15 protein-coding genes are annotated in these 17,755 nt (G+C 50.8%); 3 read left to right on the top strand and 12 right to left on the bottom strand.

Annotated elements, in window-relative coordinates; genetic code table 11:
- Positions 1-3 precede the first annotated feature (3 nt).
- The 6 genes from aspT (AC07N2_RS10660) to glnA all read right to left on the bottom strand — a co-directional run bounded on the left by aspT (AC07N2_RS10660) (position 4) and on the right by glnA (position 8,680).
- On the bottom strand, positions 4-1,692 hold the full coding sequence (gene aspT / locus AC07N2_RS10660; protein ID WP_494778263.1) for an aspartate-alanine antiporter: 1,689 nt from the start codon (positions 1,690-1,692) through the stop codon (positions 4-6).
- 116 nt (positions 1,693-1,808) lie between these two features.
- The gene (aspT, locus tag AC07N2_RS10655) at positions 1,809-3,500 is read right to left on the bottom strand and encodes an aspartate-alanine antiporter (RefSeq protein ID WP_494778262.1); all 1,692 of its coding nucleotides are present in this window, start codon (positions 3,498-3,500) and stop codon (positions 1,809-1,811) included.
- 388 nt (positions 3,501-3,888) lie between these two features.
- Positions 3,889-5,406: a nitrogen regulation protein NR(I) gene (gene ntrC, locus AC07N2_RS10650; RefSeq protein WP_494778261.1), complete on the bottom strand. Its 1,518-nt coding sequence runs from the start codon at positions 5,404-5,406 to the stop codon at positions 3,889-3,891.
- A 68-nt stretch (positions 5,407-5,474) separates the two neighbouring features.
- Entirely contained in the window at positions 5,475-6,548 is a 1,074-nt protein-coding gene (gene glnL, locus AC07N2_RS10645) for a nitrogen regulation protein NR(II) (RefSeq protein ID WP_494778260.1), read from the bottom strand.
- Between the two features lie 60 nt (positions 6,549-6,608).
- Positions 6,609-7,091 carry a DUF4124 domain-containing protein gene (locus AC07N2_RS10640; RefSeq protein ID WP_494778259.1) on the bottom strand — a complete coding sequence of 161 codons (483 nt, stop codon included), beginning with the start codon at positions 7,089-7,091 and terminating at the stop codon, positions 6,609-6,611.
- Positions 7,092-7,264: 173 nt separating this feature from the next.
- Positions 7,265-8,680 carry a type I glutamate--ammonia ligase gene (gene glnA / locus AC07N2_RS10635; RefSeq protein ID WP_076591937.1) on the bottom strand — a complete coding sequence of 472 codons (1,416 nt, stop codon included), beginning with the start codon at positions 8,678-8,680 and terminating at the stop codon, positions 7,265-7,267.
- Between the two features lie 449 nt (positions 8,681-9,129).
- Between glnA and nhaA the strand changes: the two genes are divergently transcribed.
- Together nhaA and AC07N2_RS10625 are read left to right on the top strand one after the other, a co-directional pair.
- Positions 9,130-10,482 (top strand): Na+/H+ antiporter NhaA, encoded by a 1,353-nt coding sequence (gene nhaA, locus AC07N2_RS10630; protein WP_494778258.1) that lies wholly within the window; start codon positions 9,130-9,132, stop codon positions 10,480-10,482.
- A 99-nt stretch (positions 10,483-10,581) separates the two neighbouring features.
- Positions 10,582-11,046 (top strand): rhodanese-like domain-containing protein, encoded by a 465-nt coding sequence (locus AC07N2_RS10625; RefSeq protein ID WP_494778257.1) that lies wholly within the window; start codon positions 10,582-10,584, stop codon positions 11,044-11,046.
- Here AC07N2_RS10625 and AC07N2_RS10620 read toward each other — a convergent pair.
- The 5 genes from AC07N2_RS10620 to AC07N2_RS10600 all read right to left on the bottom strand — a co-directional run bounded on the left by AC07N2_RS10620 (position 11,043) and on the right by AC07N2_RS10600 (position 15,648).
- A complete protein-coding gene (locus AC07N2_RS10620; RefSeq protein ID WP_494778256.1) occupies positions 11,043-12,386 on the bottom strand; it encodes a TAXI family TRAP transporter solute-binding subunit in 1,344 nt (447 codons plus the stop codon). The two genes, AC07N2_RS10625 and AC07N2_RS10620, sit on opposite strands and share 4 nt — an antisense overlap.
- A gap of 159 nt (positions 12,387-12,545) precedes the next feature.
- Positions 12,546-14,216: a peptide chain release factor 3 gene (locus tag AC07N2_RS10615; RefSeq protein WP_494778255.1), complete on the bottom strand. Its 1,671-nt coding sequence runs from the start codon at positions 14,214-14,216 to the stop codon at positions 12,546-12,548.
- 114 nt (positions 14,217-14,330) lie between these two features.
- Complete coding sequence (locus AC07N2_RS10610; protein WP_494778254.1) at positions 14,331-14,543, bottom strand: DUF1289 domain-containing protein; 213 nt, start codon at positions 14,541-14,543, stop codon at positions 14,331-14,333.
- Positions 14,544-14,620: 77 nt separating this feature from the next.
- Positions 14,621-15,046: a flagellar basal body-associated FliL family protein gene (locus tag AC07N2_RS10605; RefSeq protein WP_076591943.1), complete on the bottom strand. Its 426-nt coding sequence runs from the start codon at positions 15,044-15,046 to the stop codon at positions 14,621-14,623.
- Positions 15,047-15,159: 113 nt separating this feature from the next.
- Entirely contained in the window at positions 15,160-15,648 is a 489-nt protein-coding gene (locus AC07N2_RS10600) for a LapA family protein (protein WP_494778253.1), read from the bottom strand.
- Between the two features lie 286 nt (positions 15,649-15,934).
- Between AC07N2_RS10600 and AC07N2_RS10595 the strand changes: the two genes are divergently transcribed.
- Positions 15,935-16,747, top strand: a complete 813-nt coding sequence (locus AC07N2_RS10595; RefSeq protein WP_494778252.1) for a phosphate/phosphite/phosphonate ABC transporter substrate-binding protein — start codon at positions 15,935-15,937, stop codon at positions 16,745-16,747.
- A 70-nt stretch (positions 16,748-16,817) separates the two neighbouring features.
- Here AC07N2_RS10595 and AC07N2_RS10590 read toward each other — a convergent pair whose 3' ends face one another.
- Positions 16,818-17,726, bottom strand: a complete 909-nt coding sequence (locus AC07N2_RS10590) for a methylglyoxal synthase (protein ID WP_494778251.1) — start codon at positions 17,724-17,726, stop codon at positions 16,818-16,820.
- Positions 17,727-17,755 lie beyond the last annotated feature (29 nt).

The raw sequence follows: 17,755 nt of genomic DNA, 5'->3' as shown, positions 1-17,755 counted from the left end.
TCATCACACAAAAGCCACGACCAGTGGCCCGAGTAAAGTCAGGAAGACATTTGCCAATGCGTAAGTGATGGCGAAAGGAACCGTCGGAATCGAGTTCTCAGCCTTGTCGAGCACTTCACCAAAAGCAGGATTGGCACTGCGTGAGCCACTCAACGCACCGGCGAAGACAGCGGTATTGTCATAGCGCAAAATATAGCGCCCGATCAACATGGTCAAAATCAAAGGCAGGATAGTGACCACGACGCCAACCCCAAAAAGAGTCAAGCCATGTTCCTTGACCGTCTGCACAGCTTGCAAGCCGGAAGTCAAACCAACGACGACGACAAAGCCTGCCAGGCCGAGGTCCTTGAGTATCTGCACCGCGCCACTAGGCATTGCACCAAAGGTTTGACGCTTGGCGCGAAACCAGCCAAACAAGAGGCCTGACAACAATGCACCGCCACCGCTACCCAAGGTCAGCGGTATAGAACCAATCTTCGCCGTCAACAGACCCACAGACAGACCGACGACCAGACCAGCCCCCAGATACACGAAGTCAGTTTTGACACTAGGAACGATGACGTAACCAACCAAGGCAGCAACGCGCTTCACGTCCTGCTCGGAGCCATAAATCGTGATCACGTCACCCAGTTGCACGACTGTTTCCGGCTGTATCGGCAACACCTTTCCCATGCGGCTGATCTGCACCACATAAATTCCGTGACGCACACCATTCGCAGTCTGGCTGCGTATCTCACCTACCGTTTTGTTGTCGTACTCTTTATTGGTTAGTACCACTTCTCTGCGCTGCATGGTGAGCTCCATGCCTTCCACTGCGTATAGCTCCTTGCCCAGTTGCGCCGCCACACCAACCATGGCTTCACGCCGACCAACCACAAGAACAATGTCACCAACCTCAAGCATCAACTGCGGCGTCACCTCGATGATTTGTCCGTTACGCTTGATGCGTTCAATCGTGATGGAGACATTTGGATTGGCGCTTTCTATATCAGCCACGGTATGTGCATTACCTTCCGTGATCTGATACATGCGGCCAACCAGATCAGGCGCAGCAGCATGCTGACCAGGGCCTAACACCTGTACGCCTGCCTGCATCGCCGTCTCTGCCTTGACGGCGTCTTCCTTGATGCTGCGCCCCATCAGCTTGGGCAGAATATTCACGCAAACGATAATGGCGCCGAAAGAACCAAATACATATGTCACTGCATAGCCCACAGCAACGTTCCCCTGCAGACGAGCCACCTCATCTGCGGCCAATCCCAGTTTGGCAATCGCATCACCTGCTGTGCCGATAATGGCGGATTGCGTCAGTCCACCAGCAGCGACACCAGCAGCCAAACCCTTATCCAGACCGAACAGTTTTGCCATCACCACGACAGTAATCAAAGCCGTAATTGCCAACACTGCAGCGAGGATAATTTCTCTTATTGATTGCTTACCTAATGAATTGAAGAACTGCGGTCCGCTTTCATAACCAACGGCATAGATGAACAAGGCGAACAGCACAGCCTTGACGCCAGGATCGATTTGTACACCAACCTGACTCACGACGACTGCAACCAATAGAGAACCAGCCACACCGCCAAGCTGGAATTTCCCGAACTTTATTTTCCCTATGTAATAACCAATTGCCAGCGATAGAAACAACGCTATCTCGGGCGACCTTTTAAACAATTCATGTAGCCATTCCATGGTGACCACCTTTCGGTTTGATGAAAAAAAAAATAGACTGCATATAAAAAATCAAGAATCAGATACGTATCTTTTAACCAGCATCTTTGTATTTTTAAAATCGAAACAAAAGAACTTCACTGTCGATGAAGCAAGCCAACGAGGCCCACGATCAACGGCCCCATCAAAGGCAAGACAACGTTGGAAATCGCATAGGTAATGGTGTAACCAAGAAGAGGTGTGGAATTGCCTGCAGCGTTTTGTACCGCGCTCAAGGCTGGTGTACTGCATTGCTGACCGGCGATTGCGCCCAGTAATATCGGTGCTTCCAGTTTAAGAATAAAGTGACCGACCAATAAGGAAATGGACGCAGGCACGACTGCAATCGCGATACCAAGCAAGGGCAATGCGATACCATATTGCTTGATCAAGGTCATGGCCTGTGGACCTGAGGCCAGACCGACACAGGCGATAAAACTGGCCAAGCCTATGTCCTTCATCAGCGCTAATGCATCGGGATGTATCCCCTGCAAGGCTGGATGCTTGGATTGATACCAACCGAACAGCAAACCCGTCAACAAAGCGCCGCCACCTGTACCAAGCGAGAATGGAATTCCACCCAGCTTGATGCTGAAACTGCCTATCAACACGCCCAATACGATGCCCAGTCCGGCATACACAATATTGCTGCGATCACCTCTATCAAGGTGCACACCGATCAGCGATATGGCTTCCTCGGTTGCAGATGCTTTTGCGTTAGCCGATCCATACAACTGAATCACATCATCCAATTGCAATTCCAGATCCGGCAAGGGCGGCAAATGATATTCGCCACGCACTACGCCTGCGACATGCATACCGACAGGCAGTCCGAGATCACGTAAATGCCGACCTACCAGTGCCTTGTTTTCCAGCATTATTTCTATGGTTTGCACGGCCATATTCAAGCCGGCAGTATCGGCAAACTCCATTCCTAGCAAGGAAGCTGCTGTTACCAATACGTGTCGATTACCAATCACCAGCACTTCATCTCCGCTATGCAGTACTAAAGCTGGCGAGATCGTCAGCCTATGTCCGGCTCGGCGCACGCGCTCTATGCTGGCTTGTCCTGCGAACAGGTCATGCAATTCCGCGACACTGCGACCAGCACCCACGTCTATCCGATAAACACGCCCGACCATTGCTGGCGTCGCATTCACTTCATCGGTCGAGGATTCCTTACCACCCATCTGCGCCCACAATTTGTCTGCTTCTTCACGGAGGTTGACCCGCAACAACACTGGAAAAATCTGACTCGTTACGATGACTATCGTAATCAGACCAAAGATATAAGTAATGGAATAAGCGGTAACAACGTTGGCCTGCAATTGCTGAATTTCAGCAGCAGGCAAAGCCAATTTGGAGATGGCATCTGTAGCTGTACCTACGACAGCCGATTCGGTAGCAGCTCCCGCCATCATGCCGGCAGCAGTACCCGCATCAAGCTTCAGGAAGTAAGTCGCAGTCAGCACCAATGCCAATACGACGACCACTTCAATCAGGCACAACAAACCGAGGCGCAGACCTTTGAGATTCAGATTGGAGAAAAACTGAGCGCCACCGGCATAGCCAAGGGCAAAGATGAACAACATGAAGAAAACATTTTTGACGCCGGCATCCAGCGTGATGCCTAGCTGCCCGATGAAGAGCGCCGCAATCAGCGTGCCGCAAACACCGCCCAATTGAATAGGGCCGAATTTGATCTGCCCCACTGCATAGCCAATCGCGAGGGAAAGGAACAAGGCAATTTCGGGAACCTGCCGCAATATGTCCGTTATCGAACCGAGCATAGGCCACTTCTTTCGAATTCGCAGGGCTGCTACAGAATGACAAGAAAGCCTGAAGCTTCCACTGCACTCTATATCGCCCTATCTCCACCAATAGAAAGCTGCACTTAAACGTCTTGGTTCAGGATCGTTCACTGTCTCCAACCCAAACCCGTATTCTCTTGCTCACTTCAACAACAGGTACTGCATACACAGAACTGATTCCGGCAAGCCTATCATATTGCTCTGTTAAAGGTAAATTCGCGAGAACGACTGATGTCACATACATTTCATAAATAAAAAAAACGAGCGACCTATACGGCAGCTCGTTTCTCTCTGTACATGCTACTTAAAAGTTTTATGCGATAGCAGAGTTTGAACTCTCAGACAATACGCATTTCATCTAAGACAATTAGTCATCCTTTGCGCCATCTATTCCCAGCTCATGAATTTTGCGTGTGATGGTATTGCGACCAATGCCTAAACGCACAGCTGCATCGTTCTTGCGACCATGTGTATGTTTCAAAGCGGTCTTGATCAAGGTTGATTCAAACTGACGGCCCAGAGCGTCCATCACTTCCGGCTGTCCGGCTGCCAACAAAGCAGCTGCCTCAGCTTCCAGCAGCGATATCCAGCTACTCGCTTCTACTGGCGCACTACTTGGAACAGCGGCTTGATAGCCATTGCTGGAACTCGTACTTTCGTCCAGCGCGTGATACGTATTACCAGCCGGTGGGCTTGCAGGAAGTGTAGCTAATGTAGATGCAGCAAAGGCCTGACCTTCCGTCAACTCGTTTGGCAAATCCTTCGCTTCTACCGTTTGGCCCGGTGCCATCACCGTGATCCAGTTGCACAAGTTTTCCAGCTGACGCACGTTACCTGGCAACTCCAAACTGCTCAGGAATTGCATCGCACCTTCGGACATGCGTTTAACTTCCACGCCCAATTGCTTCGCACTTTGTTGCAGGAAGTGGCGTGTCAAGATAGGAATATCTTCGCGACGTTCACGCAAACTAGGCAGGCGCAAACGGATTACATTCAGGCGATGATACAAATCCTCACGGAACAAACCTTCGCGTACGCGATGCTCCAGATTCTGATGTGTCGCCGCGATTACGCGGACATTGGCCTTCAAAGGTTGATGGCCACCGACACGGTAAAAATGACCGTCCGACAAAACACGCAACAAACGTGTTTGCAGATCAAAAGGCATATCGCCGATTTCATCGAGGAACAAGGTACCGTTCTCTGCTTGTTCAAAGCGACCACGGCGCGTTGCTTGTGCGCCGGTAAAAGCGCCGCGCTCATGACCGAACAATTCTGATTCCAGCAAATCCTTGGGAATAGCAGCGGTATTCAATGCGATAAAAGGTTGTGATGCGCGTGGGCTGTGCTTATGCAAAGCGCGTGCAACCAACTCTTTACCAGAACCGGATTCACCTGTGATCAATACCGTTACATTCGATTGTGACAAACGACCGATGGCGCGGAAGACATCTTGCATCGCCGGTGCTTGTCCCAGAATTTCTGGCGTCTCGGCCGACACTTGCTCGACGCTGGTTTCGCGCAGGCTTTCTTCCAATGCGCGACGTATCAATCCAACGGCGTGATCAATATCGAATGGCTTGGCCAGATATTCAAACGCGCCACCTTGGAATGCCGCAACGGCAGAATCCAGATCCGAGAATGCAGTAATGATGATGACAGGCAAGCCAGGATGCTTGGCTTTAACAGCTTGCAGTAATTCGAGGCCGGATTCTCCAGGCATACGAATATCGGACACCAATACTTGCGGTGCGCCGGTCTTCAGTGCCTCCAGTGCATCACGTGCATTGGAAAAACTTTTGGTTGGAAGATTTTCGCGCGCCAGCGCTTTTTCAAGGACCCAGCGGATCGACTCGTCGTCATCAACAATCCAGATTGGTTTCATATGTTTATAGTGTCCCGCGTCATGTGGCTAGGTTTATAGACTCACTGCCATATTCGAGCTCAAGCTGCTCATGGCAATGGAATCAAAATTCTGAAATCCGTACATCCCGGCCGGCTCTCGCATTCGATCAAACCCATATGTTGCTGTACGAATGTTTGTGCCAGCGTCAACCCTAACCCACTACCGCCATCCCGGCCTGAAACCAAGGGATAAAAAATACGATCGCGGATGTCAGGCGGGATGCCCGGTCCGTTATCGATGATATGCAAGTCTAATGCCAGCCGGTATCGGACCTTGTTTAGCGTCACTTGTCGCGCAATACGCGTACGCAAAGTCAATTCAGCATCACCAGCTTTCATGCGAGCGGAAAGCACTTGCGCCGCATTGTGTGCAATATTCAATACAGCTTGTATTAATTGCTCCTTGTCACCACGGAATTCCGGCACAGACAGATCGTAATCGCGCTTGATCTTCAAACCGTTCGGGAATTCGGACACAATCAGACTACGTACGCGCTCACACACTTCATGGATATTCACATCACCCACGATATGCGGGCTGCGGTGCGGTGCCAGCAAACGATCCACCAGTGTTTGCAGACGATCCGCTTCCTTGATGATGACTTGCGTATATTCTCGGAATTCTTTTAGATGCCGTTCCGGCAGTTCCAGCTCCAGCAACTGCGCCGCACCGCGTATGCCACCCAGAGGATTCTTGATCTCATGCGCGAGATTGCGAATCAGCTCTTTATTCGCCTGGCTCTGATCGAGCAAACGCTCTTCTCTATCCAGCTTCAGTTGCTGCACGTTCTCGCGTAGTTCTATCAATACTGGCGTTTCTGCACTGTCCAGCACCGAGACCACGATATGCACTTGCAGAGCATCGCGTCCCATACGCTCCAGAACCAGATCCAGTCGCTTATCAGCGAATTGATGTTCCAAGGCTTCCTGAAACACTTGTTCCAGTTCATGACAATTGATGAAGAGTTCATTCAATTTATGATTGGTCAGCGCCTTGCTTGAACTCTCCAGCAAAATTTCTGCTGCCGGATTGGCATACGCAATGCCACTGTCTGGCCGCAAGACGAGAACGGCTGATGCTAATAAATCGAGACCATCTAAAGCTATTAAAGGTTTTTTCACAGGAATCCAAAAAGAAAGGCCGCACTATGCGGCCTGATCCAAGCAAACATCGTACCGATGTTATTTCAGGTTGCCGAGTTCACGCTTCAATGCTTCTACATTTTTCTCTGAACGAGCGAGATCGTCCTTCAGCGTCGCTGTGCGCTCCTGGTATTTTGCATAATTACGCTCGTCACCACGACGCTCCGGTTCACCATTATTGTATTCGCGACGGATATCAGCCAGTTTTTGCTCCTCGGCCCGCATCTCGTCCTGCAAAATTTGCCGGCGATCGCTATCACGCGCTTTTTGAATTGTATTGTCTACACGAGGAAAATCGCTAGGAGAGGATGGCTTGACTACTGCCGTCTGCGGTGTCGCTGGCTTTTTTGCCGCTGGAATTGTACTCACGCCCGGCAAATCGACCTTTTTACATTTGTTGGTAGGGCCGGTGTTCTTGTATTCGCGGTTGCCATTGCTATCTATGCACAGATAGACATCATTTTGCGCATAGGCGGAAAATACGATGGAAGAGAGAAACAGGACTGCGAGTTGACGTTTCATAGACTTTCTTTTTTGAAACTGTTAAATCGGGTTCTTAGTTTAGGGCAACAATTCAAGCCTGACAAACACTGATCGCCAGTTTACTGCGTACTAGCAACAGATCAATAAAAAAGGCGGGAAAAGCTTACGCTCCTCCCGCCTTTTTTCACCTTGCGGTAACAATCAGAGATTGATTACAGCGAGTAGTACATATCGTATTCGACTGGGTGAGCAGTCATGCGGAAGCGTTGAACTTCTTGCATTTTCAATTCAATGTACGCATCGATCATGCCGTCGCTGAACACGCCGCCACGAGTCAGGAACTCGCGGTCTTTGTTCAATGCATCCAATGCTTCTTCCAACGAAGCACAGACTGTTGGGATCAATGCATCTTCTTCTGGTGGCAAGTGGTACAAGTCTTTCGAAGCTGCTTCGCCTGGATGGATCTTGTTCTGTACGCCGTCCAGACCTGCCATCAGCAACGCTGAGAAGCACAGGTATGGGTTAGCCAGTGGATCTGGGAAACGCGCTTCAACGCGGCGACCTTTAGGATTCGATACGTGTGGAATACGGATCGAAGCGGAACGGTTACGTGCCGAGTAAGCCAATTTGACCGGAGCTTCAAAGCCTGGAACCAAACGTTTGTACGAGTTGGTACCTGGGTTGGTGATCGCGTTCAATGCTTTAGCATGTTTGATGATGCCGCCGATGTAGTACAGAGCGAAATCGGACAAGCCTGCATAGCCGTCGCCAGCGAACAAGTTTTTGCCGTCTTTCCAAACCGATTGATGCACGTGCATGCCCGAACCGTTGTCGCCAACGATAGGTTTAGGCATGAAAGTCGCTGTTTTGCCGTAGGTATGCGCCACGTTCCAAACAACGTATTTCAGGTTCTGGGTCCAGTCAGCGCGCTCAACCAGAGTCGAGAATTTGCTGCCAATTTCGTTTTGACCAGCGCCAGCCACTTCGTGGTGATGTACTTCAACTGGAATGCCGAGGGATTCCAGGATCAAGCACATTTCCGAACGCATGTCTTGGAAGCTGTCGACTGGTGGCACTGGGAAGTAGCCGCCTTTAACTGTAGGACGGTGACCTGTGTTGCCGCCTTCAAGCTTCTCGCCGGTGCTCCACGATGCTTCTTCCGAATCGATCTTGACGAAGCAGCCGTCCATGCCGATTTTCCAGCGGATGCTGTCGAAAATGAAGAATTCTGGTTCTGGACCGAAGTAAGCGGTGTCGCCCAAACCGGAGGATTTCAAATACGCTTCTGCGCGTTTAGCGATCGAACGTGGGTCACGATCGTAGCCTTTGCCGTCCGATGGTTCGATCACGTCGCACTGCATGAACAGTGTGGTTTCTTCGAAGAATGGGTCGATATTTGCGGTGTTCGGATCCGGCATCAACAACATGTCGGATGATTCGATACCTTTCCAGCCAGCGATAGAAGAACCGTCAAACGCATGACCGGATTCAAATTTGTCCATGTCGAAATGCGAAACTGGCACAGTGACGTGCTGTTCTTTACCGCGTGTGTCAGCAAAGCGAAAATCAACGAATTTAACTTCGTTGTCTTTCACCATCTTCAAGACCTCTGCTGCCGTCATTGCCATGCGAATCTCCTAAAATTTGAGCAAAGTAATACAGAATTAGTAAATGGGTTGTGAGACGTGCGTGTACTAACAGCATGTGTCCATAACTCGCCCGAAATGATAGCAGATTCCATGCCACCATCTTTCAAAAATTCGCTTAGCCGCACTGCAACGGAGCGCCATAGCCAATAGATGGCACACCACGATTTTTCTGTTTATATAATTACAAAATCATACGCACCAAATACGTGCGAATTAATCACATCGCACCAAATAAAAGCATTTTTATGAGGTAATCTCATTTACGATCCAAATTGGTGCAAATTTGCCATTTAACCGCTACTTACGGCCTTAGTTAAATTGCCTACAAGTAGTTGCTAGTGTAAAATTTTTGTTGGGTGTTTGCGCTGCATACCGCAGCGGACAGGCAACGCGTTGGTCGGGCCGCCACGCGGGGATACTGACGACTCATGAAGCCAAACCTAGAACAAGGCTCTACCCCACCGCGCGCGCAACTTCTTGCCGAACGCGCTTTTGCCACCCTGGAAAAATTCCTGCACATCGAAGCCTTCAGTGGCGTCGTGCTGCTGATCGCCGCCGCCGCCGCACTAATCTGGGCCAACTCTTCCTACGCCGATGGTTACCATCACTTCTGGCATACCTCGGTTTCATTCTCTATTGGTAGCTGGACCATCTCCGAAACGCTGCACTTCCTGATCAACGATGGCTTGATGACTGTGTTTTTTCTGGTCGTCGGCATGGAAATCCGTCGCGAGATCCATGAAGGTGCCTTGGCCAATATGCGTCTGGCTGCCCTGCCGTTATCTGCCGCCGTAGGTGGCGTCGTGGTACCGGCACTGATTTACTTCGGACTTAATCCAGGCGGTGAACAAGCAAATGGTTGGGCGGTACCGACAGCCACTGATATTGCATTTGCCGTCGGTGTACTGGCACTGTTGGGACGCTCGATTCCATCGAATGTACGCGTCTTCCTGCTGGCACTCGCGATCATCGACGACATTGTCGCGGTCCTGATCATCGCGGTCTTTTATTCCGGCGGACTGGATTACAGCGGATTCATCATTGCCACAGCCGGCATCATCATGGTGCTGGGTATGCAAAGAATAGGTATAGCCTCCGCTTACGCCTACGTGATACCTGGTGCAGTTCTCTGGTTCGGTTTTTTAAAAACCGGCGCGCATCCGACTCTGGCTGGCGTGGTACTCGGTCTGATGACGCCGGTCTTCGCCACTCGCTCACTGATACATCCGTTGGAGATAGCCAGCAAGGCAGTAAAGGATTTGTGGAGCAGCGTGGAAAACAGCAAACCGGATCCACATGATTTGGTACAACCTTTGAAGCAATTGCGACAAGCACAACGTGATTTGCTACCGCCGGTCAGCCGCGTACAAATGACATTGCATCCTTATGTTGCCTTCGGCATCATGCCCATCTTCGCCCTCGCGAACGCAGGCGTTTCCTTAAACGGAATCGATCTCTCGGCAAACGGCTCGATGGTCGTGATGATAGGTGTGTTGGTAGCACTGGTCGCCGGCAAGCCACTCGGCATCATTGGTGCCAGCCTGTTGGTGGTACGCATGGGCTGGTGCGCGCTGCCGCCAGGTGTGACCTGGAGTGGCGTCTGTCTGGTCGGCATGCTGGCAGGCATAGGCTTCACCATGTCTATATTTATCGCGACGCTCGCCTTTACTGATCCTAATCTGTTGGGTGCCGCGAAACTGGGCATCCTGCTTGCCTCCTTGAGCGCTGCTGTACTTGGATTGGCATGGGGCTTCATACAGGCCAAGCGAAAAACCGCTTGATGTGACCTGAACGCAAGAGCACTTTATACTGCAGACGATGGCAGCTCGATAAGCACCATCGTTTGCATCTAACCTGAAAACCGGAAAGACAACATCCTCATGACGAAGTCCGCAGACATACTCGCTGCCGCACAGCAGCGTGGCAAAGATAATGCACTCCCTTACGCTGGCGCACTGACACCGCAAGAAGCCTATGCACTTTTGCAAAGCGACCCAAGCATTAAACTGGTCGATGTACGTACCAATGCAGAACGCGACTGGATAGGTCGTGTCGATATCGCACCTGAACAGCACGTCGCTGTGCAATGGAATCTGTATCCGGGCGGTACGCCGAATCCTGATTTCCTGCCGCAATTGGAACAGGTCGCAGACAAAGATACCGTCCTGCTCTTTCTCTGCCGCGGTGCCGTACGCTCACGCCACGCAGCCAAGCTCGCTACCGAAAACGGCTATGCAAAATCTTTCGATATCCTCGAAGGTTTTGAAGGCGATAAAGATGCCGATGGTCATCGTAAAAATGTCAATGGCTGGTGCAAGGCTGGCTTGCCCTGGATAGGTGCTTAAGCCACTTCGGATTTAGCTTCACTCAGCCACAAGATACGCTTGCGCACCAGATTGATATGGCTGCGCAAGCGATATAACTCATCTGCGAACGAAAGCGGAATCGTGATCTGATTCACCTTCTCTTCTATCTCTTTCAAACGTTGCAACTGCGCCGGATAAATGGTCGCACGCTGTTCCGGCGGCACATCTTCTATCACTTGTTCGACGGTACGTAATTGCCCATACCAACGATACACGCGCGAGCGCACCTTCCATACATAGAGTGGTGGCACTATCCGCGACAACGGCAAGATCAATGCGCCTAGTGCCACGATCACTACCCACATCCGCTCAAAGAAATTCGCCAGCCAGAACGACATATAGCGCTGCAAAAATGGCGGGCCGTTGCGATAGAATTTTTCTGCCTCAGGTACGACTGGAATTTCCGTATAACTCGCATTAGGGAACTCGCCCTGCTTGCGGAACCAGCCAGCGCCACCATGTATAGTCGCTGCCGCTTGCACGAATAGATCAATCAAGGCTGGATGCAAATCTTCACGCGCTACCAAGGTCGCCGTCGGTGCGATCAAATGATAATTTTTCGGCGGCAAATCCTTGCCCAGATCGACGATCCCGCGCGGCAAGATGACATGCGATAAATAAGGGAAGCGGCGCGAATAAGCTTCTGCCTGTGTGAAATCGAAGAGCTTGATACCCGGCGTCTGCAACAACATCTGTATCAGCAAGGCATCCGGTGCCGAACTAAAAACGAGCGCATCGATGCGCCCTGCCAGCAACTCAACAGTAGCTGGCGTATTTTCCAACTGCTTGATCTTTACATCGCTCGGCTCCAAACCGTTGACCGATAGAATAGTCTTGAACAACTTCGGCACACCAGTTCCTTCCGGCCCAACATTGACGCGCAAGCCCTTCAATTGCGTCAACTGTGTGATGTGCTTGCTCTCGCGATAAAACAACCAGATCGGCTCCGTGAACAAGCTACCCAGCGAGACCAGTCCGGCTTCCTTGGCCGCTTCCTGATCTATCGAACCGCTTTGCACAAATGCAATGTCGACACCCGAATCTGGATCCATCAAGCGCTGCAGATTTTCCTGCGAACCCAGCGATGGTGCCAGCGTCACCTTGATACCGAATTTGCCCAGGGCCGCCGCATACTTTTTACCGAATTCTTCGTACGCACTATTTTCCTGTCCGGTCGCCAGCGTTACATGTGTTGGCGGCGTAGGATCGACCAAGCGGTAAGCGACATAACAGAGCGCAATTACCAGGACCGTCATCGGCCCGGCCGTGACGATCAAGTCGCGCAAGGAAAATTGAGTGAATTTGAAAATTTTCGGCATGTCGTTCCTATTACAAACAATTGGCTACACGATGCCAAGAATGCACGAATGAAGCAAGCACAGCATTCTGTCTTGCCTATCAGCAGTTATATGGAATGGGAGTAAGGAAATCATCCCATCCCATCGCTACGCGGCAGCGATGGGATGCGAGACATTCAATCAGGCAAGCTTGACTGCGTGTTCACGTGTTTCGTGGAAAGTAACTGCAGGCCAACGCTCTTGCGTCAATCGCAAATTGACGCCGGAACTGGCCAGATACGCCAGATTGCCAGCAGCGTCGTGAGCCAGATTATGGCCAGCAGACGATTTTTCAAAGTCAGCCAACATCTTCTTGTCATCGCAGGTAATCCAGCGTGCGCTGCTGATGCTGGTGCCTTCGAATACGGCATCAACGCCATACTCATTCATCAAGCGGCTCGCGACCACTTCAAATTGCAGTACACCGACGCCACCCAGAATCAGATCGCTGCTGTTGACCGGTTTGAATACTTGAATCGCGCCCTCTTCGCCCAACTGCTGCAAACCCTTGTGCAATTGCTTGATCTTCAGCGGATTACGAATGCGTACCGAACGGAAGAAGTCCGGTGCGAAGTAAGGAATGCCAGTGAACTGCAGCAATTCGCCTTCGGAAAAACTGTCACCGATCTGCATATTGCCATGATTCGGCAGGCCGATAATATCGCCGGCGTAAGCTTCTTCTACTTGCTCGCGGCTCGATGCCATGAAGGTCACAACGCTGGATACCTTGATCTCTCGATTCAGACGCAAATGCTTGATCTTCATGCCGCGTTCGAAGCGACCGGAACATACGCGCAAGAAGGCAATACGATCGCGATGAGCTGGATCCATATTCGCTTGAATCTTGAAAACGAAACCAGAGAACGGCAATTCAGTCGGCTTGACGGCACGCACGGTTGCATCGCGCTCACGCGGCGGCTGCGCCCAATCGAGCAAGGCGTTCAGAATTTCACGTACACCGAAGTTGTTGATCGCGGAACCGAAGAATACAGGCGTACGCGTACCGTTGAGGAAGGCGTCCAACTCAAATGGATGCGAAGCGCCATGCACCAGTTCGACTTCCATCTTCAATTGTTCGATCTCTTGCGGGAACATTTCTGCCAGACGCGGATTGTCGATACCTTTGACAACTTCAAACGTCTGATCCGCCTTCTCGCTACCTGGTGCGAACAACATGATTTCATCGCGCAGCAAGTGATACACGCCGCGGAAATTTTTACCCATACCAATCGGCCAGGTAACCGGCGCGCATTCGATCTTGAGTACCGATTCCAGCTCATCCAGCAATTCCAGCGGATCGCGCGTTTCGCGATCCAGCTTGTTCATGAATGTGATGATAGGTGTGTTGCGCATACGGCAGACATTAAGCAACTTGATCGTCTGCGTCTCTACACCCTTGGCGGCATCAATCACCATCAAGGCAGAATCGACCGCCGTCAATACGCGATAAGTATCTTCCGAGAAATCCTGGTGACCTGGCGTATCGAGCAGGTTGACAACGTGATCGCGGTATTCGAACTGCATGACCGAGCTGGCGACAGAAATGCCGCGCTGCTTTTCGATTTCCATCCAGTCAGATGTCGCATGGCGTCCGCTCTTGCGACCCTTGACGGTACCGGCGAGCTGAATCGCACCGGAGAACAGCAGCAGTTTTTCAGTCAGCGTGGTTTTACCCGCATCCGGATGCGAGATGATGCCGAAGGTGCGACGGCGCGCAACTTCGCTGTTAATCAATTCAGAAGAAACTGTACGCGATTCAAACGCTTCTACTTCAGCGGAATCGGAGCTTGGTAATTCGGGCGCGGCGGACATGGAGTAGCCCTTGGAAAAAGGCCTAAAGTCTACCGACTCTTGGCCTTGAAGTCTAATGCGTCTATGACTGACGGGGATTTTAAGGAACGACGGGATGCTTCAAAGGCAGAATACTTAACGTTTTACTAATCCTGCGGCCTCTAGACGTGCCCATACAGCGGCCTTCTCATCATCATCGTAAATGATCCAATTGATCACTTCATCGAAGGTTCTGCCGCAACCTTTGCAGACTTCATCGCCATGCGAAGTCGAGCAATAGCCTGCACAAGGAGAATCGGGCCGCAATGAACTACGCGGCAGGTCGGAAGGATTGTCTGCGTTACTCATACTGAAAATATTCGGTGTATCTTTATATTGCCGACGCCTGAAGCGTCATGCGCATATTGCTATTGATGCGTCCAGAATCAGTTCGACTGAACGATGTAATCAGTCAACAACACTTCCTGAACGCTGCGTGTCTTGAGGGTTGCATTCGCCACATCGCGCAACATTTCTTGCACGTATGCAGCACCTTCCGGCGTTCTCACGCGTTGCGAATCGACATTGGCCAGCGCTGCCTGCAAGGCAACATCCAAGGCCGCCTTGTTGCGCTGTACCCATGCGGCATCTTCCTTATGCGTTTGCAGCGCAACGGTCGCCTTGATCGACAGTTGCGAAGAACGCACCACCATCGGACCAAAATTGGAATACGCAATAGGGCTTAACTGCTGTGCACTAGGCTTGAAATAAAACCATGCGATCGCAATCCCGATGGCGACAACCGCTCCTATGGCCAGCGTACCGCCAAGTATCGTGATCAACAGATTGCCGGATTGCTTGGTTTTGACCATAAGAAGATTTCGGGAAGAAAAATGACTGGCTGCTAGTTTAACTGATGTCTCATCCCGAAATCGTGTTCTTGCCTCAGCAATTCACAATCATGACGATTTAACAATGCAAGCAGTTATACAGGCCGACTTGGCGTGATCGTATTACCACCGCGCTCCAGCCTGTCTTCCAACTCACCTATATACGCGGCCAATGTATTACCGGATTGCTCGACTGCTGCAACGACACCGGTCTCGAGCTTTTCCAATCGCTCTATGAGTGCAGTCTGCTCATCAGCATCCTGCTTCACAACCGTTTGTGTTTTTTCGTCTATGAAACGATGCAACTCGCTAAAACGAGAGGCTTCCAGTTCACGGCTGTTTTGCAATTCCTTCGCATGACGCCGCGCTTCCAGCATGACGGAGGATTGCAGGTAAAGGATACAGACCAGGAAGTAAAACGTGAGCAAGGCTGTCAATCCCAGCATGACCAAGCCCAGCGGCGCCTGTACGGTTGTCACACCAAGCCAGAGTTCGGTTGGTGTATTGAACGTATTCCAATTTAACGCGGCAAGCGCGCCTATGGCTCCAAGGATGATAACGAAAAACAAAGTACGAATCTGCATAGTGGTCTCGCTCCTTTCTTTGTTGGCACATCGAAAAAATAAGCAAACAACCTGACTAACTACTTGCATCGAACAAATACGTACTACTTACATGTGGCACTCATAGCAGTATCACATCATGTCGGCCCATCTCAGTCTTGGCTCCATGTATTGATATAAATTAAATAAACTGTTGCGTATTTATACTTAGAGCTACAAGAAACCTATTATCCGACACATTTGTTAATGTAACATTCAGACTACATTTAGTTACCCAATAAAAACAATTCTATACGGAGCGCCGCTTATGAAACTCGCATCTCTTTTGGCAATGACAGTATTGGCGGCGGGCATCAATTCCGCAGCGGCACAAGATCTGGTCCTGGCCATAAACGAAGGTGTGACCTACCAGGACGGCGGCCCAGCCAGTGAGCGTTACAAGCCACTTCTGCAATTGCTGTCAAAAGAGCTGAAACAGAATGTGAAACTGCAAACCGTCGACAAATACGCAGTATTTGAAAAAGGCCTGGCCGAAGGTAAATACGACTTGGCATTCATACATCCTGCCCATGTCGGCCTGCTAGCAGTGAAAAAGAACGGTTATGAAGGTCTGGTCACCGCCAAAGGTTTTACTGATTACCGCGCCCGCGTGATGGTTGCACAAGCATCGCCATTGAAATCCATGCAGGATTTGCGTGGCAAGAAAATCGGCGTACCGTCGGTAGAATCCATCACCACAGTGATGTTCACCGCCAATCTGCACGAATTACGCTTCCCTAATCCGGAAAAAACATACACACCGACTCGCTATCAGGACGCCGTACCGTTCATGATTGAAAACGGCTTTGTCGATGCCGGCGTTACTGGTTCGGCCGGTGTTGCAAAAGCATGGGTTGCCAAAGGCGGCCGCATACTGGGCGAAACGAAACCGATTCCAATAAAGCAATTCCTGGCCTCGAAAAAACTGAGTGACGCAGAACGCGAAAAAGTCAAAAACCTGTTGCTGAATTTATCGGAAAACGAAGCAGGTAAAAATGCATTGTCCAAAATTGGCATGACCGGCTTTGTGCCATGGAATGCAGCTGCCATGGATGAAGCAACTGCACGTCTGGGTCTGTAATTAAAAAAGGCCTTCACGATCAGATGATCGTGAAGGCCTTTTTGCTATCGGTCAGTTTTTAAATACCCACTTAACTTCTGCACAAACTGACGCGCTGCTCCAGCAAATCCAGCCACCGCTCTCCGCATTTCTCGTTACTGATACACAGCGCATAATCCGTCACCGTGCGCGCCGCACGTTCCAGCAACTGGATATCCGCTTCGTGTTGACGCGCGACATGCGGATCTTCCAAAAACAAAACACGACGACACTGCTGCCTATCCAGTATCAATTCTGCGATCTGCGCATCACCACCCATCGGGCCGCTCAGATAAGGTTGGACCCAATTGCGGCCGGCTTCTTCGCCTTTGATTTTCTGTGCGAGCTTGTTCAGCAAACTCCCCGTCGTGCCAGTCGCACAGCGGAATCCAAATTGATCCAATAGCGCAAAATGACGCTCTGCAATGTCCAGCATGCGATCTTTCATCGCATCGTGGGCAATCATCGCAATGCCTTCATTCTTCAAATCGAACGTAGCATCCAGCTCGTGATTTGGCGCTGCGCCAATCGCGATCGATTCCAGCTCCAGCCATTCACGTGCACCAGCCAGCGTCGATAAAAACGGTTTGCCATGAATCACGCATTGCCGCTTCAAAGCGACTGCTTCCGGGAATGTCGACGAAGGATCGACCGGATCCATCAAGTAAATGACAGCATCCAATCGACGCTCTGGATCACTATCCACCACGCGCGAAACCAGCTTCATCAAACCGCCATGCCGACCGTAAGGGAAACGTTCGATACGCGGATAATCTTTCAACAAACCGAGATGATCCATGGCATCCAGCGTGCGCCCGACCACGATCAATTCAGGTTGCAAATGCTCTTCAATCGCAACGCGGCTACCATTGAGTAAGAGGGCCAGTGCGGAGTCGCGGGCGTCTTGGTGAGTACGGCTAGTGGCTAATCCGATGCGGAAATTACGGCGAGAAGCGGGCATATTAAACAGTCAAGGAGGCTAAGCGCTGC

This window comes from Herminiimonas sp. GW821-FHT09C12 (assembly GCF_059416385.1).
The sequence above is the reverse complement of the archived record's forward strand: the minus strand, read 5'-3'. Positions and strand labels throughout refer to the sequence as shown.